At 70.2% G+C, this 20170-nt stretch carries 17 protein-coding genes; 7 read left to right on the top strand and 10 right to left on the bottom strand.

The features are described 5' to 3' along the window. From ACWPXE_RS23025 to ACWPXE_RS22985, 9 genes are all read right to left on the bottom strand, one after another. A complete protein-coding gene (locus ACWPXE_RS23025; protein ID WP_454019670.1) occupies positions 1–990 on the bottom strand; it encodes an ABC transporter substrate-binding protein in 990 nt (329 codons plus the stop codon). A gap of 10 nt (positions 991–1000) precedes the next feature. Next, positions 1001–1456: a hemerythrin domain-containing protein gene (locus ACWPXE_RS23020; RefSeq protein WP_454019669.1), complete on the bottom strand. Its 456-nt coding sequence runs from the start codon at positions 1454–1456 to the stop codon at positions 1001–1003. 188 nt (positions 1457–1644) lie between these two features. After that, entirely contained in the window at positions 1645–4830 is a 3186-nt protein-coding gene (locus tag ACWPXE_RS23015) for an efflux RND transporter permease subunit (RefSeq protein ID WP_454019668.1), read from the bottom strand. Positions 4831–4869: 39 nt separating this feature from the next. Beyond that, positions 4870–6054 carry an efflux RND transporter periplasmic adaptor subunit gene (locus tag ACWPXE_RS23010; protein ID WP_454019667.1) on the bottom strand — a complete coding sequence of 395 codons (1185 nt, stop codon included), beginning with the start codon at positions 6052–6054 and terminating at the stop codon, positions 4870–4872. A gap of 20 nt (positions 6055–6074) precedes the next feature. Continuing rightward, entirely contained in the window at positions 6075–6926 is an 852-nt protein-coding gene (locus tag ACWPXE_RS23005; RefSeq protein WP_454019666.1) for an alpha/beta hydrolase, read from the bottom strand. Positions 6927–7062: 136 nt separating this feature from the next. Next, positions 7063–8061 carry a LysR family transcriptional regulator gene (locus tag ACWPXE_RS23000; RefSeq protein ID WP_014199263.1) on the bottom strand — a complete coding sequence of 333 codons (999 nt, stop codon included), beginning with the start codon at positions 8059–8061 and terminating at the stop codon, positions 7063–7065. A 259-nt stretch (positions 8062–8320) separates the two neighbouring features. Beyond that, positions 8321–9607, bottom strand: a complete 1287-nt coding sequence (locus ACWPXE_RS22995; RefSeq protein WP_454019665.1) for an MFS transporter — start codon at positions 9605–9607, stop codon at positions 8321–8323. Positions 9608–9748: 141 nt separating this feature from the next. Then, positions 9749–10951, bottom strand: coding sequence for an acetyl-CoA C-acyltransferase (locus ACWPXE_RS22990; RefSeq protein ID WP_454019664.1), 1203 nt, complete (start codon positions 10949–10951; stop codon positions 9749–9751). 28 nt (positions 10952–10979) lie between these two features. Further along, a complete protein-coding gene (locus ACWPXE_RS22985; protein WP_454019663.1) occupies positions 10980–11735 on the bottom strand; it encodes an SDR family oxidoreductase in 756 nt (251 codons plus the stop codon). Between the two features lie 126 nt (positions 11736–11861). Between ACWPXE_RS22985 and ACWPXE_RS22980 the strand changes: the two genes are divergently transcribed. The 4 genes from ACWPXE_RS22980 (at position 11862) to ACWPXE_RS22965 (ending at position 16083) form a co-directional block, all read left to right on the top strand. Beyond that, complete coding sequence (locus tag ACWPXE_RS22980; protein WP_454019662.1) at positions 11862–12458, top strand: TetR/AcrR family transcriptional regulator; 597 nt, start codon at positions 11862–11864, stop codon at positions 12456–12458. A gap of 281 nt (positions 12459–12739) precedes the next feature. Then, positions 12740–13678 carry a hypothetical protein gene (locus tag ACWPXE_RS22975; protein ID WP_454019661.1) on the top strand — a complete coding sequence of 313 codons (939 nt, stop codon included), beginning with the start codon at positions 12740–12742 and terminating at the stop codon, positions 13676–13678. Between the two features lie 111 nt (positions 13679–13789). Further along, positions 13790–15016: a LysR family transcriptional regulator gene (locus tag ACWPXE_RS22970; protein ID WP_454019660.1), complete on the top strand. Its 1227-nt coding sequence runs from the start codon at positions 13790–13792 to the stop codon at positions 15014–15016. Positions 15017–15162: 146 nt separating this feature from the next. Then, positions 15163–16083 (top strand): DUF1932 domain-containing protein, encoded by a 921-nt coding sequence (locus tag ACWPXE_RS22965; protein WP_454019659.1) that lies wholly within the window; start codon positions 15163–15165, stop codon positions 16081–16083. A 13-nt stretch (positions 16084–16096) separates the two neighbouring features. Here ACWPXE_RS22965 and ACWPXE_RS22960 read toward each other — a convergent pair whose 3' ends face one another. Next, the gene (locus ACWPXE_RS22960) at positions 16097–17014 is read right to left on the bottom strand and encodes a helix-turn-helix domain-containing protein (RefSeq protein WP_454019658.1); all 918 of its coding nucleotides are present in this window, start codon (positions 17012–17014) and stop codon (positions 16097–16099) included. A gap of 183 nt (positions 17015–17197) precedes the next feature. On the opposite strand from ACWPXE_RS22960, the gene ACWPXE_RS22955 reads away from it, so the two are divergent. The 3 genes from ACWPXE_RS22955 to ACWPXE_RS22945 all read left to right on the top strand — a co-directional run bounded on the left by ACWPXE_RS22955 (position 17198) and on the right by ACWPXE_RS22945 (position 20028). Continuing rightward, the gene (locus tag ACWPXE_RS22955) at positions 17198–18361 is read left to right on the top strand and encodes a cytochrome P450 (RefSeq protein WP_454019657.1); all 1164 of its coding nucleotides are present in this window, start codon (positions 17198–17200) and stop codon (positions 18359–18361) included. Between the two features lie 99 nt (positions 18362–18460). Then, the gene (locus tag ACWPXE_RS22950) at positions 18461–18784 is read left to right on the top strand and encodes a 2Fe-2S iron-sulfur cluster-binding protein (protein WP_035681311.1); all 324 of its coding nucleotides are present in this window, start codon (positions 18461–18463) and stop codon (positions 18782–18784) included. Further along, positions 18784–20028, top strand: a complete 1245-nt coding sequence (locus ACWPXE_RS22945) for an NAD(P)/FAD-dependent oxidoreductase (protein WP_454019656.1) — start codon at positions 18784–18786, stop codon at positions 20026–20028. The genes ACWPXE_RS22950 and ACWPXE_RS22945 overlap by 1 nt, the downstream gene beginning before the upstream one ends. Positions 20029–20170: the final 142 nt, after the last annotated feature.

Here is a 20170-nt window from a genome sequence, read left to right as displayed (position 1 = left end):
TCACAGATAAAAGTCCGCCGCCGGCAGCGCGCCGCCAATGATCTTGGGGTCGAACTCCGCCAGGGCGCGGAAGACGGCTTCCATCGGTTCGCGGACGGCGCTGGCGCGCTGGGCGACCAGATTGGAATGGGGGATTGCCTGCTCGATGACCGGCCAGGGCAGGCCGAGCGGCGCCGCAGCGTCGTTGGCGGCCCGCGCCGGGTCGGCGTTGACCGAGGCGGTCGCCTTGGCCAGCGCGTCGTGCAGCGCCTCGACGCTGGCGGGATGCTCCGCCTGGAAGGTGGCGGAGACGCCGAGCCCGGCCTGCGGGAGGGCCGTTGCCAGTCCGGTGGCGGCGCCCCAGGCGTGCTGGATGTCGAGAACCCGCGTCACCGTCTTGCCGGCCATCCCGGCGCGCAGGATGGCGGCGGAGGCCGCCGGCTCGGGCAGCAGGGCGGCGTCGGCCCGCCCGGTGACGAGAAGCTGGATCGCCTCCATCGGCGTGCCCGTGAATTGAAGGGCGACATCGCCGTCCGCGGTCAGCCGCTCCGCCGCCAGGAGGCGCCGGAACACATATTCCGGCGTGTCGTTGCGGAAGGGGATCGCGACGCCCCGGCCTTTCAGCGCGGCCACCGAAGTCAGCGACGGATCGGCGGACAGCAGATAGAGCAGCCCGTTGGTCATCACGTTGACCAGCCGGACGCCGAGCCCCTTGTTGAACAGGTTGGCGGCGGACTGGGTCGGCAGCACGAAGGTCTGCATGGTGCCGGAGGTCAGGCCGGCGCGCAGTTCGTCGGGGGTGCGCCACGCCTTGAACACCACCTTGTCGGCGACCGGGCGGAGCAGGCCGGAGGCGATGGCGTGAACCAGCGTGATCGACGGCCCCGCCGGCGGTCCCCACAGGGTCAGCAGCGGCAAGGGGGCCGTGGCGGCGGCGGGGCGGCGGAGGGCGGGAACGGCCAGCAGGGCGGCGAGCCCCGCCAGCGCGGCGCGGCGGTTCGGACGGATCATCGGATCGCCCTCAGCGGTTCGCCGTCTTGTCGGCGAGGCCGGCGCGGTCGATGACGTCGTACAGCTCCAGATCCTCGCGGGCGATGCGATGCTTCAGGGCGGTCACGACCTCCCGCGTCTCGCGGACGAAGGTCTCCGGGTCCTTGGACACCGCCAGCGGGCCGGGCCAGCTCGCCCGATAGCGGTCGAAGCGTGCGCGCAGGCTGCCCATTTCGGCCTGGAAGCGCGCCGCCGTGGCGCGCAGCGCCGGGGTCGGGTGGGCCAGCAGGCGCGGGTAGAGCGCGCTGTCCTCCAGCGACAGGTGGACGGTGAACACGCCGAACAGATCGCGGACCGCCGTGGCCAGAGCGGCAGCGTTCGCCACCGGGGACGGCGCCGCCAGCAGGGAGTCGATCCGGTCGACGAGCTGCCCGACGGTGGCGTGGTGATGGCGGTACAGGGTGGTGCTGATGGCTGCACTGGACATGACGAGGTCTCCAACCGGGGCCGCCAGCGGATGGGCGGTGCGTGACGGTGAGAGTGCCGGCTGGAGCGTTGCCGATCGTTGTGCCAGAGCAAGCAGGGGGAAGGTCAGGGAAGAAACGGCGTGGCGGGGAGCGGGCGCTCGGCCCTGGCTCCCCGCCACGGTTAAGGCGACGGTTCCCTCAGGAACGCTCAGTCGTCCCCATGCCCGTGGGCGAGCGCCGGACCGGTCGGCACCGCGGCCGGCTTGCCGGCCCCGACCATCGTGCGCAGCAGGACGTAGAAGACCGGCGTCAGCATCAGGCCGAACAGGGTGACGCCGATCATCCCGGCGAACACCGCCACGCCCATCGCGTGGCGCATCTCGGCGCCGGCGCCGGTCGAGGTCACCAGCGGCACCACGCCCATGATGAAGGCGATGGAGGTCATCAGGATGGGCCGCAGCCGCAGCCGGCTGGCCTCGATGGCGGCCTGCACCACGCTGCGCCCCTGATGCTCCAGCTCGCGGGCGAACTCGACGATCAGGATGGCGTTCTTCGCCGACAGGCCGACCAGCACCATGAAGCCGATCTGCGTGAAGACGTTGTTGTCGCCCCCCGTCAGCCACACCCCGGCCAGCGCCGACATCAGGCTCATCGGCACGATCAGCAGGATGGCCAGCGGCAGGGTCAGGCTCTCGTACTGGGCGGCCAGCACCAGGAAGACGAGCAGGATGCTGATGGGGAAGATCCACAGCGCCGCGTTGCCGGCCAGGATCTCCTGATAGGTCAGGTCGGTCCATTCGAACCGCACGCCGCGCGGCAGGGTCTCCTGGGCGATGCGCTCCGCCGCCGCCTGCGCCTGACCGGAGGAATAGCCGGGGGCCGGGCCGCCGTTGATGTCGGCGGCGGTGTAGCCGTTGTAGCGCACGACCATCTCCGGCCCGTAGCTCTGCTTCACGGTGACCAGCGAGGAGAGCGGCACCATGTCGCCCTGGGCGTTGCGCGTCTTCAGCAGGCCGATGTCGGCGGATTCGGCGCGGAAGGGCGCGTCGGCCTGGACCCGCACTTGGTAGACCCGGCCGAAGCTGTTGAAGTCGTTCACATAGAGCGAGCCCAGATAGATCTGCATGGTGTCGAACACCTCGCCGATGGGCACGCCCTGCTGCTTGGCCTTCACGCGGTCGAGATCGACGTCGAGCTGCGGCACATTGATCTGGTAGCTGGAGAAGGCCGGCCCCAGCTCCGGCGTTTCCATCGCCTTCTTCAGGAAGGAGCCGACCGCCGCGTTCAACGCCTCGTAGCCCAGCGCGCCGCGGTCCTCGATCTGCATCTTGAAGCCGCCCAGCGTGCCGAGGCCCATCACCGGGGGAGGCGGGAAGATGGCGACGAAGGCTTCCTTCAGGCCGGCGTAGCGCTTCTGCAGATCACCGGCGATGGCGGCGGCGGAGAGCGACGGGTCCTTGCGCTCGGCGAAGGGCTTCAGCGTGACGAAGACGATGCCGGCGCTGGAGCTGTTGGTGAAGCCGTTGACCGACAGGCCGGGGAAGGCGACGGCGCTCTGCACGCCGGGGCGGGCGAGCGCGATGTCGGTCATCTCGCGGATCACCGCTTCCGTGCGGTCGAGCGAGGCGCCGTTGGGAAGCTGGGCGAAGCTGATGAGGTATTCCTTGTCCTGCGCCGGGACGAAGCCCATCGGCACGGTGCGGCCGAGCAGCACGGTGACGCCGAGCAGCCCGACATAGACCAGCATCATCAGCCCCTTGTGCCGCACCACCCCGCCGACGCCGCGGCCGTAGCCGGTCGAGGCGCGGTGGAAGACCCGGTTGAACAGCCGGAAGAAGCCGCCGAAGACCTTGTTCATCGCGCGGGTCAGCCAGTCCTGCGGCTGGTCGTGTCCGCGCAGCAGGACCGCCGCCAGGGCCGGCGACAGGGTCAGCGAGTTGAAGGCGGAGATGACGGTGGAGATCGCGATGGTCATCGCGAACTGCTTGTAGAACTCGCCGGTCAGGCCGCTCATGGCCGCCAGCGGGACGAAGACGGCGACCAGGGTCAGCGCGATGGCGATGATCGGGCCGCTGACCTCCTGCATGGCGCGGTAGGTGGCTTCCTTGGCCGACAGGCCGTTCTCGATGTTGCGCTCGACGTTCTCCACGACGACGATGGCGTCGTCCACGACGATGCCGATGGCCAGCACCATGCCGAACAGCGACAGCGCGTTGATCGAATAGCCGAGCCCCAGCATCAGCGAGAAGGTGCCGACGATGGACACCGGGACCGCCAGCAGCGGGATGATCGAGGCGCGCCACGTCTGCAGGAAGACGATGACCACCAGCACGACCAGGGCGACGGCTTCCAGCAGCGTGTGGATCACCGCGTCGATGCTGGAGCGGACGAACTGCGTCGGGTCGTAGACGATGCTGTAGTCGACACCGTCCGGCATGTCGGCCTTGAGGTCGGCCATGGTCGCCCGGATGGCGTCGGAGATGGCCAGCGCGTTGGCGCCCGGCGACTGGTTGATGCCCAGCGCCACCGCCGGCTTGTTGTCGAGCAGCGAGCGCAGGCCGTACTGCGCCGCCGCCATCTCGACGCGGGCGACGTCGCGCAGCAGGGTGACGCCGCCCTGCTCGCCGGTCTTCAGGATGATCGCGCCGAACTCCTCCGGCGTCGTCAGGCGGCCTTGCGCGTTGATCGAAAGCTGGAGGGGCGTGTCGGGCAGCGCGGGCGAGGCGCCGATGACGCCCGCCGCGACCTGGACGTTCTGCTCGCGGATCGCCGCCACCACGTCGGACGCGGTCAGGCCGCGCTGGGCGACCTTGTTGGGGTCGAGCCAGACGCGCATGGAATAGTCGCCGGCCCCCCACACCTGCACCTCGCCGACGCCGGAGATCCGGCTCAGCCGGTCCTTGACGTTGAGGATGGCGTAGTTCCGCAGGTAGGTCATGTCGTAGCGGTCGTTGGGCGACAGCAGATGCACGACCATGGTCAGGGTGGGCGAGCTTTTGACCGTCGTCACGCCCAGCCGCTGCACGTCGGACGGCAGGCGTGGCAACGCCTGCGCCACCCGGTTCTGCACGAGCTGCTGCGCCTTGTCCGGGTCGGTGCCCAGCCGGAAGGTCACGGTCAGCGCCATGTTGCCGTCGCTGTTGGCCTGCGACTGCATGTACAGCATGTTCTCGACGCCGTTGATCTGCTCCTCCAGCGGGGAGGCGACCGTTTCGGCGATGACCTTGGGATTGGCGCCCGGGAACTGGGCGCGCACGACGACCGACGGCGGGACGACCTCCGGGTATTCGGAGATGGGCAACTGGAACAGCGAGATCGCTCCCGCCAGGAACAGCGCCACCGACAGCACGCCCGCGAAGATCGGGCGGTCGATGAAGAATTTCGAGATGTTCATAATGGCTTTCCCAGCGAGGTCCCACTCATGAGGGCGGGATCACGGGTTGTTGGACGCGGTTTCGATGGCGTCGGCCGGCTTGCCCATCGCCACGGTCTTCGGGCTGATGCGGGCGCCGGGGCGGGCGTGCTGGATGCCGTTGACGACGATGCGCTCACCGGCGGCGAGGCCGCTCTTGACCACCCGCAGCCCGTTCTGCGCAGCACCCGGGATGATCTCGCGGTACTGCACGGTGTCGTCGCCGCCGACCACCAGGACGAATTTCTTGTCCTGGTCGGTGTTGATGGCGCGGTCCTCGACCATCAGCGCGTCGTGCGGGGTGCTGCCGCCGACCTTGACGCGGGCGTAGAGGCCGGGGACCAGCATGCCGTCGGGATTGTCGAACTTGGCGCGCACGCGGATGGTGCCGGACACGGAATCGAGCCGGTTGTCCACATGCTCCACCGTGCCGCCGCGCGAATAGCCGTTCTCGTTGGCGAGGCCGAGCTGGACCGGCACGTCGGCGGCGTCCTTCACGCTGGCGATGTGGCGCAGGTAGGTCTGCTCGTCGACGTCGAAGGAGGCGTAGATCGGCGAGACCGAGACCAGGGTCGTCAGCGGGGCGGCGGAGGCGCCGGACGCCACGACATTGCCGACCGTCGCCTCGGCGCGCGAGACCCGGCCGGAGATCGGGGCGGTCACCTGGGTGTGCTCCAGATCGATGCGGGCGAGGTCGAGCGCCGCCTGCGCCGCCTTCAGGTTGGCGACCGCCTCGCGAGCGGCGTTCTCCTTCTCGTCCAGGGTCTGGCGCGAGACGGTGGCGTTCTGGACCAGCCGTTGCGCGCGGTCGAGGTCGGCGGTTGTGAAGCGCACCGCGGCCTGCGCGGCGGCGACCTGGGCCTCGGCCCGGGCGACCTCGGCGACGTGGGGGCGCGGGTCGATGGTGAAGAGGGGATCGCCCTTCTTCACCAGGGCGCCGTTGCGGAAATGCACGGCGGTGATGGCGCCCGACACCTGCGGGCGCACCTCCACCCGGTCGACCGCCTCCAGGCGGCCCGAGTAGGACTGCCAGTCGGTGATCTTGCGGGCGACGACCGGTGCCACGTCCACCTCGGGCGGCGGCGGGGCGGCGGTGGCCGCCGCGGGGGCGTCGGCGTGGCCCTGGGTGGCGACGACACCGGCGACACCGGCGGTCGCGGCGCCGACGGCGAGAAGGAGGGCAAGCTTTGAAGGAGACAACGACATGGGACCACTCTCCTGGGGAGTCAAACGAAGGCGCCGCGGCCGTCCGCGGGGGACAGGCGGCGGCGGAAGAAGTCGGCGACCGCCAGCAGCGCCGGGCGGTGGCCCGGCAGGGCGGCGTGCGAAAGGGCGGGGAAGCGGGTGACCTCGGTGGGCACGCCGGCTCCAATCAGGTTGGCGGCGTACTGTTCCGCCTCGATGCGCAGGACGTCCTTCTGCGCGGTGACGATCAGCGTCGGCGGCAGTCCGGCCAGCCGGCGGGAATCCAATGGTGCGGCGTACGGGTGCACACGCTGCGCCGCGTCCGGCAGATAGGCGCGGTAGCAGCGCGCGTAGGCGGTCGCCGGAACGTCGCACTGCATCGCCTGGGCGTCGCCGGCGCGGGTCAGGCTGGGGTCCAGCATCGGGCCGAGCAGGGCCTGCGCGCGGATGTCCACCGCGCCCTGGTCGCGGGCGAGGAAGGTCAGCGAGGCGGCGACATGGCCGCCGGCATCGTGCCCGGCGACGCCCAGCCCGCCCTTGGCGATGTTCAGGTCGCGGGCTTCGGTCAAGGTCCACAGCGCCGCCTGATGGGCGTCGTGGGCGGCGGTGGGGAAGCAGTGGGCCGGGGCCAGCGAATAGCCGACCGAGACGACCAGCGCCGGCACGCTCTCCGCGATGGCGGCGGCGGCGGTCTCGGCCTCCTCCAGCGAACCGGAGGTGAAGCCGCCGCCGTGCAGGTACAGCAGGGCCGGGACGGTCAGCCCGATCAGCGGCCGGTAGAGCCGCAGCCGGATGTCCTGGGCGTGGCCGGCGATGGTCCGGTCATCGACCGCGATCCGGCAGGGCGCCGTTCCGGTACTGCGTGTGTTCGACTGATCCGACGAGCGGCCCATGATCCGACGGTGCCCCAGCACCCCTCCCGCATTGCAACAGGAGGGAGTGTGGACGTCAGGCGGGACGGAATAAATACGCGGTCAACGGCAACACAATTCGGATCGGATGAACAATCCGATCCACATGAGGCTTGGCTCACACCACGCAGAGACGGGCGCCCTCCGGTTCCGTGGTGGCGGGAGCCGGCTTTGGCTTCTCCCGGTCCGGACACTCGTAGCCGTCAATCTCCTCGCCCTGCATCAGCGGGCAGCCCTCGAACAGCTCGGCGACCCAGTCGACGAAGGCGCGGACCTTGGGCGACAGGTGGCGGTTGTGCGGGTAGAGCGCGGAGATGGGCATCAGGGCCGGGCGCCACTCCTTGAGGATCTCCACCAGGGCGCCGCTCCGCAGGTGGGGCAGCGCCATGAAGCGGGCGGTCTGCCCGATGCCCAGCCCCTCCAGCGCGCAGGTGACGTAGGCGTCGGCGTCGTTGACCGAGACGGGGCCGTTCAGCTTCACCTCGTGGATGACGCCGTCGCGCTCGAAACTCATCTCGTGCATCTTGCCGGTGCGCGTGAAGTAGTTGACGGCGCTGTGGCCTTCCAACTCCTCGATGGTCTTGGGCGTGCCGTGGCGGGCGAGATAGGCCGGGCTGGCGACGGTCACCGGGCGGAAGGCGCCGACCCGGCGGGCGATCAGGCTGGAATCCACCAGATCGCCGACGCGCAGCACGCAGTCTACCCCCTCCTGGATCAGGTCGATGGGACGGTCGCTCATCCCGATCATGATCTCGATGTCGGGGTAGCGGGCGTGGAACTCGTGGATGGTCGGGATGATGATGAGCCGCCCGACCGAGCCCGGCATGTCCACCCGCAGCCGTCCGCGCGGCGTCTTGCGGGCGCTCGTGAAGGAGGTCTCGATCTCCTCCAGGTCGGACAGGATGCGGGTGGCACCCTCCAGATAGGCGGCGCCGTCGAGCGTCAGGCTCAGCTTGCGGGTCGTCCGCTGGAGCAGGCGCACGCCGAGCGCCGCCTCCAGATTCTGGATGGTCGTCGTCACCGAGGCGCGCGGCAGGCCCAGCGTGTCGGCGGCCTTGGTGAAGCTGTTGACCTCGACGACGCGGACGAAGACGCGCATCGCGTGCAGTTTGTCCATGGTCGGTCCATCGACGCAGTGGGGACAGCCCGCACACAAGGAGCGGGCCGGGTTGCGCCTATCTAAGCACAGCCCGGCGCGAAGTCGATGGGGCTTTGGTTGTCCCCTCTCCCCTCTGGGGAGAGGGTTAGGGTGAGGGGGTTGCGCTTTTGCCGGACGTATCGCAACGGCGGGACCCCCTCACCGGCCCTCCGGGCCACCCTCTCCCCAGAGGGGAGAGGGTTAGAAGCGCCAGGACAGCCGCCTTGAACTGGCTCCCTCAGGTGGCTGGCGCCGGCTTGGCGGCCGGGGCGCGGCCCAGCGTCGGGACCAGCAGCGCGGCCCCCAGGCAGAGCAGTCCGGCGATGAAGAAGGCCGGCAGGTAGCTGTCCAGCGTGCTGCGGGCGTAGCCGGCCCCGAAGGCGGCGCAGGCCGCACCGATCTGGTGACCGGCGAAGACCCAGCCGAAGACGAGGTTGGCGCGCTCCCGCCCGAAGCGTTCCGCCGTCAGCCGGACGGTCGGCGGCACGGTGGCGATCCAGTCCAACCCGTAGAACACCGCGAACAGCGACAGGCCATAGAGCGTGAAGTCGGAATAGGGCAGGAACAGCAGCGACAGCCCGCGCAGCCCGTAATACCAGAAGAGGAGCCAGCGGTTGTCGTAGCGGTCGGACAGCCAGCCCGAGGCGACCGTGCCGACGAAATCGAAGATTCCCATCAGCGCCAGCAGGCTGGCCGCCCGCACCTCCGGCACGCCGAAATCGACGCAGAGCGGGATCAGGTGGGTCTGGATCAGCCCATTGGTGCTCGCCCCGCAGATGAAGAAGGTGGCGAACAGCACCCAGAAGACGCGCGTCCGCGACGCGTCGCGCAAGGCGCCCATGGCGGCGGCCACCACCGATCCGGCGGGCGGCGGCGGGGCGGTCGCCGCACCCTCCTCGCCATAGGCGGCCAGCCCGAGGTCGGACGGACGGTCGCGCATCAGGGCGAGCACGGCCAGCGCCGCCACCCACAGCAGCCCGCACAGCAGAGCCAGCGCGGTGCGCCAGCCCATCTGTTCAGTCAGCATCGACAGCAGCGGCATGAAGACGAGCTGCCCGGTGGCCGAACTGGCGGTCAGCAGGCCGACGACCAGCCCGCGCCGCCGGCTGAACCAGCGCGTCGCCACGGTGGCGCCCAGCACCATGGCGGTCAGGCCGGTGCCAAAGCCGACGACGAATCCCCAGAGCAGGATCAGCTGCCAGACCTCGCGCATGGCGAGCGACAGCAGCAGCCCGCCGCTGACCAGCGTCAGCGAGGACAGCACCATCCGCTTGACGCCGTAGCGGTTGATGAGCGCGGCGGCGAACGGCCCCATCAGACCGAACAGCAGCAGGCGGATGGCCAGTGCAATGGAGATGTCGGCGGTGGACCAGCCGAACTCGCGCTGCAGGGGCAGCAGCAGGACGCCGGGGGCGCCGACCGCACCGGCGGACACCAGCATGGTCAGGAAGGTGACGCCGACGACGGCCCAGCCGTAATGGACGTTGCGCCGCGCCAGCGCGGCGGCGACGGGGGAGGAGAGCATGGGTGCGCTTCCGGTTGGGCGGATGGGGTTTAAAGCGGACTGCGATCCGCTTTGGACCGCGACGGCGGTCCCGGTCGCACATGCGACCGGAGCCCGCCGGCGAATGAGGCGATATGAGCCTAAAGCGAACAAAAATTCGCTTTAGGCGGGCCGTTCGACCGCGATGGCGGTGGCCTCGCCGCCGCCGATGCACAGGGACGCGACGCCGCGGCGCAGCCCCCGCGCGGCCAGCGCGTGCAGCAGTGTCACGATCAGCCGCGCACCGGTGGCGCCGATGGGATGGCCGAGCGCGCAGGCCCCGCCGTTGACGTTCAGCGCGTCGCGCGGAATGCCGAGGTCCCGCTGCGCCGCCATGGCGACGACCGCGAAGGCCTCGTTGATCTCGAACAGGTCGACGTCGCCGACACCCCAGCCGACGCGGTCGAGCAGTTTGCGGATCGCTGGAATGGGTGCGGTGGTGAACCAAGCCGGGTCCTGGCTGTGGGTGGCGTGGCCGAGGATGGTCGCCAGCACGGGCAACCCCTCGCGCTCGGCCAGCGAGCGGCGGGTGAGGAGCAGCGCCGCCGCCCCGTCGGCGTTGGCCGAGGAACTGGCCGCGGTGATCGTGCCATCGCGGCGGAAGGCCGGCTTCAGGCCGGGGATTTTCTCCGGCGCGACCTTCAGCGGGTTCTCGTCGTCGACGACGGTCCGCTCGCCCCCTTTGACGGCGAGGGTGACGGGCGCGATCTCGGCGGTGAAGGCGCCGCTCGCGATGGCGGCGCGGGCGCGGGTCAGCGTCTCGACGGCGTAGGCGTCCTGCTCGGCACGGGAGACGCCGTAGAGGTCGGCGGTCGCCTCGCCGAAATCGCCCATCGGGCGTCCGCCCTCATAGGCATCCTCCAGCCCGTCGAGCATCAGGTGGTCGAGGATGCGGTCGTGCCCGATGCGGTAGCCGCCGCGCGCCTTGGCCAGCAGATAGGGCGCGTTGGACATCGACTCCATGCCGCCGGCGACCACGAGGTCGGCGGAGCCGGCGCGGATCAGGTCGTGGGCGAGCATCGTCGCCTTCATGCCGGAGCCGCAGACCTTGTTGACGGTGGTGGCGCCGGTGGCGTCGGGCAGACCGGCGCCGCGCGCCGCCTGCCGGGCCGGCGCCTGCCCCTGGCCGGCGGGGAGCACACAGCCGAGCAGCACCTCGTCCACGCGCTCCGGCGCCAGCCCGGCGCGGCTCAGGGCGGCGCGGACCGCGTGGGCGCCCAACGCGTGGGCGGGCAGGGCCGACAGCTCGCCCTGGAAACGGCCGAGCGGCGTGCGCGCGGCGGACACGATGACGACGGGGTCGGCGGCGGGGTCGAGGGTATCCATGATCGCGAACTCCTGGATGGGGTGGGGATCACTGCACCGTCAGGCCGCCGTCGACGTTGATCGACTGGCCGGTGATGAAGGACGCGGCGTCGGAGCACAGCCAGACCACGGTGTCGGCGACCTCGCGCGGCTGGCCGACGCGCCCGACCGGGTGCAGCGGGCCGAGCGCCGCGTTCACCGCCTCCTCCCCGCCGAAGGAGCCGGCGCTCATCGGCGTCTGGATGATCGCCGGGCAGACGGCGTTGACGCGCACGCCGGACTTGGCGACCTCGATGGCGGCGCTGCGGGTCATGCCCTCGACCGCCGCCTTGCTCGCGGAATAGACGCTGTTGCCGGCCAGCCCGATCTGGCCCAGCACCGACCCGGTGGACACGATGGCGCCCTTGCCCTGCCGCAGCATGATCGGCAGCTCGTGCTTCAGGCACAGCCAGACGCCCTTGATGTTGACGGCGACCATGCGGTCGAAGTCGGCCTCCGTCGTGTCGGCCACCGAGCGGCCGAAATGGATGCCGGCGTTGTTGAAGGCGTAGTCGAGCCGGCCGTGGTCCCGCTCGATCCGGGCGAACAGGGCGGCGACCTCCTCGGCGTCGGCGACGTCGACCTGGACGAAGACGGCGCGCCCGCCGGCTTGCCGGACGAGGTCCACCGTCTCCAGCCCCTCCGCCTCGCGCCGCCCGGTGACGATGGCCGTGGCGCCCGCCTTGGCGAAGGCCAGCGCGGTCGCCCGCCCGATGCCCGAGGTGCCGCCGGTGACCAGGGCCACGCCGCCGCTCATATCCGTCATTGTCCTCTCCATGCTCGCTGGGTTATGATGATGGTCATCATGAATGGAGTTATTCATGACGTCCATCATGAATATTGCCGCGATCCCCCACATTGGAGGCGTGGCAGCCATGCACAGGGTGACGACGTGAAGGTTTCCAAGGAAAAGGCGGCGGAGAACCGGGCCGCCATCGTCAAGGCGGCGGGACGTCTGTTCCGCGAGCGCGGATTCGACAAGGTCGGGGTGGCGGAGATCACCAAGGCCGCCGGGCTGACCCACGGCGGCTTCTACGGCCATTTCGCCTCGAAGGACGCGCTGGCCGCCGAGGCGTGCGAGGCCGCCTTCGCGGAGAGCCTCGACCGGCTGCCCGCCGACGAGGCGTCGCCGGAGGGGGCGCTCAACGCCTTCCTGACGCGATACCTGAGCGAACGGCACCGCGACCGACCAGACGCCGGCTGCCCGATGGCCGCCTTCGCCGGGGAGGTGGCGCGGCAGGACCCGGCGGTGCAGGAGCGCTTCGGGACCGGTGTCGAGCGCTTCTTCGAGGCGGTGGAGGCACGCCTGCCGGAGCGGGACGGGGAGGGTGATGCCGGTCGCCGTGATCGCGCCATCGCCATCGTGTCTGCCCTGATCGGCGGCATGGCGCTGGCCCGCGCCACCGCGCAGGCCGATCCCGAGCTGTCGGTGGAGATCCTGGCGGCGTTGCGCGGTCAGCTCGGGATCATGGGAGACGGCGGGGATTGAGCATTCTCCCGCGGGAAGGTCAGCCCATAGGGCTCGGAGGCGCCGTGGTGATGACGCCAGTCGGCAGCTCGCGGACGGTCACCGGGGCCATCGGTCCCGCCAGGGCCGCCAGCTGAAACAGGTCGGCGCCTCGGCAAGATTGACCTCCGGCCTGGCGATGGCGTTACCTGTCCGGGATCAGCCTGGGCGAGGACCAGATCGGGGATGCCGCGCGCCGCTCCGCCCGGGTTGGCTTTGCGGACCGAATGGACGGTTGCCGCTTTCCCGGAGACCGCCCGCCCGTGACTCACACCGATCCCTTCCGTCCGCCGACGGGCACCGAAACTCCGTTGGACCGCCAGTTGCGGCTCTGGCAGGGCCACCGCCGCCTGGTTCCGCCCGACGAGGGGATGCGCGCCCTGACGGAGCGGTGGCTCGGCCCTCACCTTGCCGCTCTGGAAGCGCTGATGCTGGACCTGCGTCATGGCGTCGATCGGGATCGGGACGAGGGCCGGCTGACCTTCCCGAAGCGCCGCTACGCTTATCCGAAGGGTTTCTGCCGCGAGATCAGCGATGCCGTCTTCGAGCGGCTGCGACGGCGGATCGCTGTGCCGGACACGCCAATCACGCAGGCCCTGGCGGCCTTCGTCCGGGAGGGCGGCCGCCTGTCGCCGATCTGGGGGGCGCTGCGCGGCAGCTATTTCCAGAACGCCATGCAGATCGGCGCCCTCTACGTCGACGCGGCCAACGACACCGTGACCGTCACCAAGCCCAAGGTCGAGATCCTGCCCCTGGAGGCGAGCGGGCTCGAACCGGTCGTCGAAGTGGCCCACTTCGCCCGGATCGCCCAGGTCTACTGGGGCGGGACCATCTGGGCGAACACCCTGTTCCCGCGGTTGGCTCCGGTCTTGCCCATCCTCTACATCGACCCGGATGGGCGCCCCCGCCTGCACCCGGACAGCCTCGGTGTCTTCGCCGAGAACATGGTCGGCGGCTGCCGGTCGGCCCTGGCCTTCCTGGAGCAGGAACGCGACGGCGGACGCGTTTTGCCGGCCGACGTCGCGGCGGCGCTCGCCCCGTGGCGGAAGCATGGCCCCTGGTTCGAGGAGATATGCCCGGCGCCCGACTGGGACCGGCTCCGCGCCTGTTTCGCCGAGGCGGGCGATCCGCAGGGGCTATACCGCTCGGCCCAGGGATTTGTCGGCATGATGGAGGCGGTCAAGCGCGCGGCGGCGGTGTAACGCTCTCCACGGCCCGGCCCCTTTACCGGACGGCGTCCCGACGATAAGCTGGAGCCATTGAATTTTGCTATGGCCACTCCGGCAGCGATGCTGTGGAGCAGGAAAGTCCGAATGAACGGCATTCCCAACATCCGGCATTTGCGGGCCTTCCGCGAGGTGGCGCGGCGCGGCAGCATCAGTCAGGCGGCGGAGCATGTGCATCTGTCCCAGCCCGCCATCACCCAGGCCATCGCCAAGCTGGAGGAGGAGGTCGGCACTCCCCTGTTCGAGCGGCGGCCGGACGGCATGGCGGTGTCCGCCATGGGCGTGCTTTTCCTCGACCGCGTGGAGCGTGCCTTGGACCGCCTGCGCACCGGCACGCGCGAGGCCGTCCGCATCGGCGGGCGCAAGGGCGGCCTGCGCGGTGTGGCGGATTTCGACCAGCTTCTGACCGCGGCGCAGATCCGGGCGCTGGCCGCGGTCGCCGACGCCGGAAATTTCAGCCTCGCGGCACGCACCGTCGGCATCTCGCAACCCACCCTGCACCGCGCAGCCCGTGACCTGGAGCGGCTGTCCGGCATGCCGCTGTTCACGCGGACCGCCGCGGGCATCGCGTTGACCCCCGCCGCCAAGGCGCTGGTCCAGCATGTGAAACTGGCGATCACGGAGCTGGAGCAGGGCTTCGCGGAGGTCGGCGAAGGGCTGGGCGGCGACACCGCCCGCATCGTTGTCGGCAGCATGCCGTTGTCACGCCCCTTCATCCTGCCGACCGCCGTCAACGCGCTGGTGCGCGAGCGTCCGGACGTCCAGTTCGACGTTCTCGATGGCCCCTACGACGACCTGTTGCACGGGCTGCGCCACGGCGAGATTGATGTACTGATCGGCGCGCTGCGCGACCCGCTGCCCATCGACGACATCGTGCAGGAACCCTTGTTCGAGGACCCGCTGGTCGTGGTCGCGCGCGCCTTCCACCCGCTGTCCCGCCGGCCGACGCTGACGCTGGAGGAATTGGCGGGGTGCCAATGGGTGGTCCCGCGCCGCGGCACGCCGACGCGCGACCGGTTCGAGACGCTGTTCGCTGCAGCACCACCGCGTGGGCTGGTCGAGACCAGCTCCCAGATCCTGGTGCGCGGCCTGCTGCTGGGCAGCGACCGTTTGACCCTGATCTCGGCGCACCAGATCCGGCACGAGCATGAGCTGGGCCTGCTGGTCATCCTGCCCGTGGAGCTGGCCAACACCGAGCGCACCATCGGCCTCACCGTGCGCCGGGGATGGCGCCCGACCGCGACGCAGGCGCACTTCCTCGATCTGCTGCGCGAGGCCGGGAAGCAGGCCGTCTCGCCGGTCCCCCGCCCATGAGCGGCCATTCAAAACACCGAGGGGGCGCTATTCAAAAATTGGATAGAGTGGTCCGTCATTGAATGACATCGGCGGCGGGTCCGCGTGCTAGCCATGCCCATTGGAGGGGAGATGGACTCCCAGCGCACGGACGGGCGGAGGCGGCGATGACGGTGCAGGATCGGCGGACGGCGAAGGTGGCCTTCATCGGTTTCGGGGAGGCGGCGTCGGCCTTCCGGTCCGGCTGGCGGGGCGCCGGGCTGGCGGACACGGTCGCCGCCTTCGACGTCAAGACCGGGTCCGCCGACGGGGTGGTGCGCGCCCGCAAATGGGCCGACTACGTGACGGCCGGAGTGACCGGCGCCGAGCGGGTGGAGGACGCCCTGGCCGGAGCCGCGCTGGTCTTTTCGCTGGTCACCGCCGATCAGGCGCAGGCCGCCGCCCGCAACGCCGCTATCCATCTCGCGCCCGGCGCGCTGTTCTTCGACGGCAACTCCTGCGCGCCCGGCACCAAGCGGGAGTCGGCGCAGGCGGTCGAGGCGGCGGGCGGGCGCTACGTCGATCTGGCGGTGATGGCGCCGGTTCATCCAAAGCTTCATAAAACGCCGCTTCTGGTCGCCGGCCCGCACGCCGCCGCGGCCCTGGCCGCCCTGTCGGCCCTGGAGATGAGCGCCGGGGAGGCGGCGGGACCGGTCGGCACCGCCTCCTCGATCAAGATGATCCGCAGCGTCATGATGAAGGGGCTGGAGGCGCTGTTCCTCGAATGCGTGCTGGCCGGGCGCAAGGCCGGGGTGGACGAGGTGGTGCTGGAGTCCCTGGACGTCACCTATCCCGGTTTCGGCTTCAAGGAGCGCGCCGCCTACATGCAGGAGCGCGTCATGACCCACGGCGTCCGCCGCGCCGCCGAGATGCGCGAGGTCGCGCGCACCGTCGACGAACTGGGTTTGGCCGGCGGCATGGCCCGCGCCGCTGTCGACTGGCAGCAGCGCGTCGGCGACCTCAAACTGGACGCCCGCGCCATCGGGGAGGGCGATTACCGGGCGCTCGCCGACGCCATTCTGGCGCGGCTCGACACGGCCGAGCGGTGAGAAAGGGTCCGCGCTATTCGGAGCGCGCCTCACGCCGGAAGGCGGCCGGCGTCTTCCCGGTCAGCCTCTTGAAGACGCGGTTGAAGTAACCGGGATCCTGGAAGCCCAGCTCGTAGGCGATCATCGACACCGGTGCGGCGATGTAGACCAGACGGCGCTTCGCTTCGAGCAGCAGGCGGTCCTGCACCACCTCGAAGGCGGAGCGGCCGGCGAGATGCCGGCACAGGCGGTTCAGCCGCGATTCCGTGATCCCCAGCGCGTCCGCGTAGCGCGGGATCGTCCAATGCTCGGTGAAATGGTCCTCGACCAGCGCGCGGAAGCGGGCGAACAGCTCGGTGCGCACGCGCTCCGCCGGGTCGGCGCCGGCCGCCGCCGCGCGCTGGCGCTCCAGCAGCAGCAGGACGCCGCGCAGCAGCCACTCGCACATCGCCGACCGGCCGAGCTGCGGCCAGCGGAACTCCGTCATCAGTTGATCGAGCAGCGCGGAGATGCGCTCCGCCGCCGGCGGGGCGTCGGTGAAATCGATCAGGCAGGGACGCAGGAACAGCGCCTCGAACAGCGGCCGGCTCTGTGCGCTGGCCCCGTCGAACAGCATCACTTCGGCCACCGTCAGCACATAGCCGTGGCTGCCCGGCCGGAACTGGAAGGAATGCACCACCGCCGGAGGAACGACGATCACGCAGGGGGCCGCGACCTCGGCCATCCGGTCGTCGATCTGCACGCGCGCCCCGCCGTCGAGCACCGCCACCAGTTGGAAAAGCCCGCGGTGGGTGTGGGACCCGATGCCCCAGTCATAAAGGCGGCTGCGGCTTTCGATGTCCTCGATGTGGATGAATTCGGCGTCGGTGAGCCGGGCCTCCTCGCCATAGAGCGCGAAGAGCGGCACCGCGCTGGACCGTGTCTGCGCCATCCCCTCCGCGGGCTGCTCCATGCCGTCCTTCCCCGCGCCTTCGTTTGTCGGAAAAGTACAATTTTCCTTCCGCTTCGTCCATTCCGCCGCAAAGGCGAATCCGTCTAGGATGCAATTGTTCGCGACCTGAACGGTTCGCGTCGATCCAAACCAAAAACCGCCAATTGGCCGCCCGCCGCCGCGGGTGTCGGAGGACTGCGCCCGATGTTCCGTTTTGATCCTTACTCCCCGGCCGTCGATGCCGACCCGTTTCCTTTCTACAAGACCTTGCGCGACGAGCATCCCTGCTTCTGGAGCGAGGAAGCCAACATGTGGGTGCTGTCGCGCTACGACGACATCGTCACCGCGTTGAACGACTGGGAAACCTATTCTTCGGCCAAGGGCAACCTGATGGACGAGATGCCCAACCGCGCCGGCAACACGCTGGGCACCACCGATCCGCCCCGCCACGACCGCCTGCGCAGCATCGTCCAGTTCGCCTTCACCAAGAAGGCGGTGGAGGGGCTGACCGAGCCGGTTCGCGCCTCGGCCAACCGGGCGCTGGACGCCGTGCAGGGGGAGAAGACCTTCGACTTCGTCGGCGACGTCTCCAGCAAGGTCACGGTGGATGTGCTGTTCGGCCTGTTCAACCTGCCGCGCGAGAACGAGCGGATGGTGCGCGACAAGGCCGTGCTGATGGTGCAGTCCGATCCCCGCACCCGCCAGAAGGGGCCGGAGCACTTGGCCGCCTTCCAGTGGATGAGCGAATACGCCAAGGAGCTGGTGGAGCTGCGAAAGCGCGAACCCGGCGACGACCTGATCACCGCCCTGATCCAGGCCGAGGTCGCCGGCGAGACGCTGGCCGACCGCGAGGTGCAGATGACCATCACCACACTGATCATGGCCGGCATCGAATCCCTGTCGGGCTTCCTCGCGATGTTCGCCCTGAACCTCGCCGACCACGCCGACGCGCGCCGCCGGCTCGCCGCCAACCCGGCGCTGATCCCCGACGCCATCGAGGAATCGCTGCGCTTCAACACCTCGGCCCAGCGCTTCCGCCGCTGCCTGCAGAAGGACGTCGCGCTGCACGGCCAGACGATGCGCGCCGGCGATTTCGTCTGCCTCGCCTACGGGTCGGGGAACCGCGACGAGCGGCGCTTCGCCAACGCCCATCTCTACGACATCGACCGCAAGCCGAAGGGGCATCTGGGATTCGGCGGCGGCGTCCACGCCTGCCTCGGCACGGCCTTTGCCCGTCTGGCCGCCCGCGTCGCTATCGAAGAGTTCCTGAAGCGCGTGCCGGAGTTCGTCCGGGTGCAGGACCAGCTGCCCTGGATGCCCTCCACCACCTTCCGCAGCCCGACCCGCCTCGAACTGGCGGTCGGCTGATCGCGGGGACGACGGCGCGGCCGGGGGAAAGGCTCCGGCCGCGCCAAGATGCAGAGCACGGTTTTCGCAGAACACGGTTTTCCAAAGGAAGTTTCGGTCATGGCGAAGGTCACCTTTATCGAGCACGACGGCCTGGAGCAGGTCGTGGACATCCCGACAGGCTGGACCCTGATGCAGGGCGCGGTGCAAAGCGGCGTCGCCGGCATCGAGGGCGAGTGCGGCGGCTCCTGCGCCTGCGCGACCTGCCACTGCTACGTGGACGAGGCGCTCGTCGACTCCCTGCCGCCGCCCAGCGAGACGGAGGAGGAGATGCTCGACTGCACGGCGTCGGAGCGGCGGAGCAACAGCCGCCTGTCCTGCCAGATCCGGGTGAGCGACGCGCTGGACGGCATCGTGGTCCGCCTGCCGGAGGCCCAGAGCTGATGGGCGGCCCGGCGCAAGCGGACGCGGGAATGGTCATCGTCGGGGCGGGGCAGGGCGGCTTGCAGGTCGCCGAATCCCTGCGCGCCGAGGGCTATGACGGTCCCATCACGCTGATCGGGGAGGAGGTTGCGGCCCCCTATCACCGGCCGCCGCTGTCCAAGGCGATTCTCGCCGGCACGATGGAGGAGGCGCAGCTCGCCATCCGCGGCGCCGAGTTCTTCGAGCGGCAGGGCATCGCCCTGCTGACCGGCACGCGCGTCGTCGCCATCGACCGCTCCGCCCGCCACGTGCACCTGGAGGACGGGCGCCGCCTGGAGTATCGCGGGCTCGCTCTCGCCACCGGTGCGCGGGTGCGCCGTCTGCCGGTCGCCGGTGATGACTTGGACGGTGTGCTCGGCCTGCGGTCGCTGGACGACTCGCGGCGAATACGCGCGGCGCTCGACCGGGCGGCGCGGGTGGTGGTGATCGGTGGCGGCTACATCGGGCTGGAGGTCGCGGCGGCGGCGCGCAAGCGCGGCCTGGAGGTGACCATCCTGGAGGCGGCGGGCCGGCTGCTCGCCCGCTCGGCGACGCCGTTCCTGGCGGCTTTCTACGCCGATTTGCACCGCTCGGAGGGCGCGATGGTCGAACTGGAGGCCAAGGTCGTCGGGATGGATGGGCAGGGGGGCCGCGTCACCGCCGTGCGCACCGCCGACGGACGCTCGCATCCGGCGGATCTGGTGGTCATCGGCGTCGGGATCGTCCCTAACACGGCGCTGGCCGAAGGCTGCGGGCTGGCGTGCGACGGCGGCATCTTGGTGGACGACGGCGCCCGCACCGACGATCCGGCCATCGTCGCGGTCGGCGACTGCACGGCCCGTCGCACCGGCACGGGGACCTTGCTGCGGCTGGAGTCGGTGCAGAACGCCGTCGAGCAGGGCAAGTCGGCCGCCGCCGCGCTGCTGGGGCGGGAGCGTCCCTTCACGGCGGCGCCCTGGTTCTGGTCCGATCAGTATGACGTGAAGCTGCAGATCGTCGGCCTGTCCACCGATCATGACCGAATGGTGCTGCGCGGCTCGCCGCAGGATCGCCGCTTCTCCGCCTTCTACTTCCGCCGGGACGCTCTGGTCGCCATCGATTCCATCAACCGTCCGGCGGACCATATGGCCGGCCGCAAGCTGTTGGACCACAAGTCCGTCATCACGCCCGAACAGGCGGCCGACGAGAGCCTTCCGCTGGCTTCCGTGATGAGACCAGGGCGCTGACGGACGCGGCGCTCATCATGGACATCGTCGGCGCTTCGCGGCATTGCTGTGAGCCATGGCGCGGTGTGGAGCCGGCGGGTGGGGATCATCCAGCGGCGATGCAAACAATCTTCGGCGCCTGGACGCGCAGCTGCGGCTTGCG

Source organism: Azospirillum sp. Marseille-Q6669 (assembly GCF_965111635.1).
Note: the sequence above shows the minus strand (reverse complement) of the source record. Positions and strands in the feature narration are given on the sequence as shown.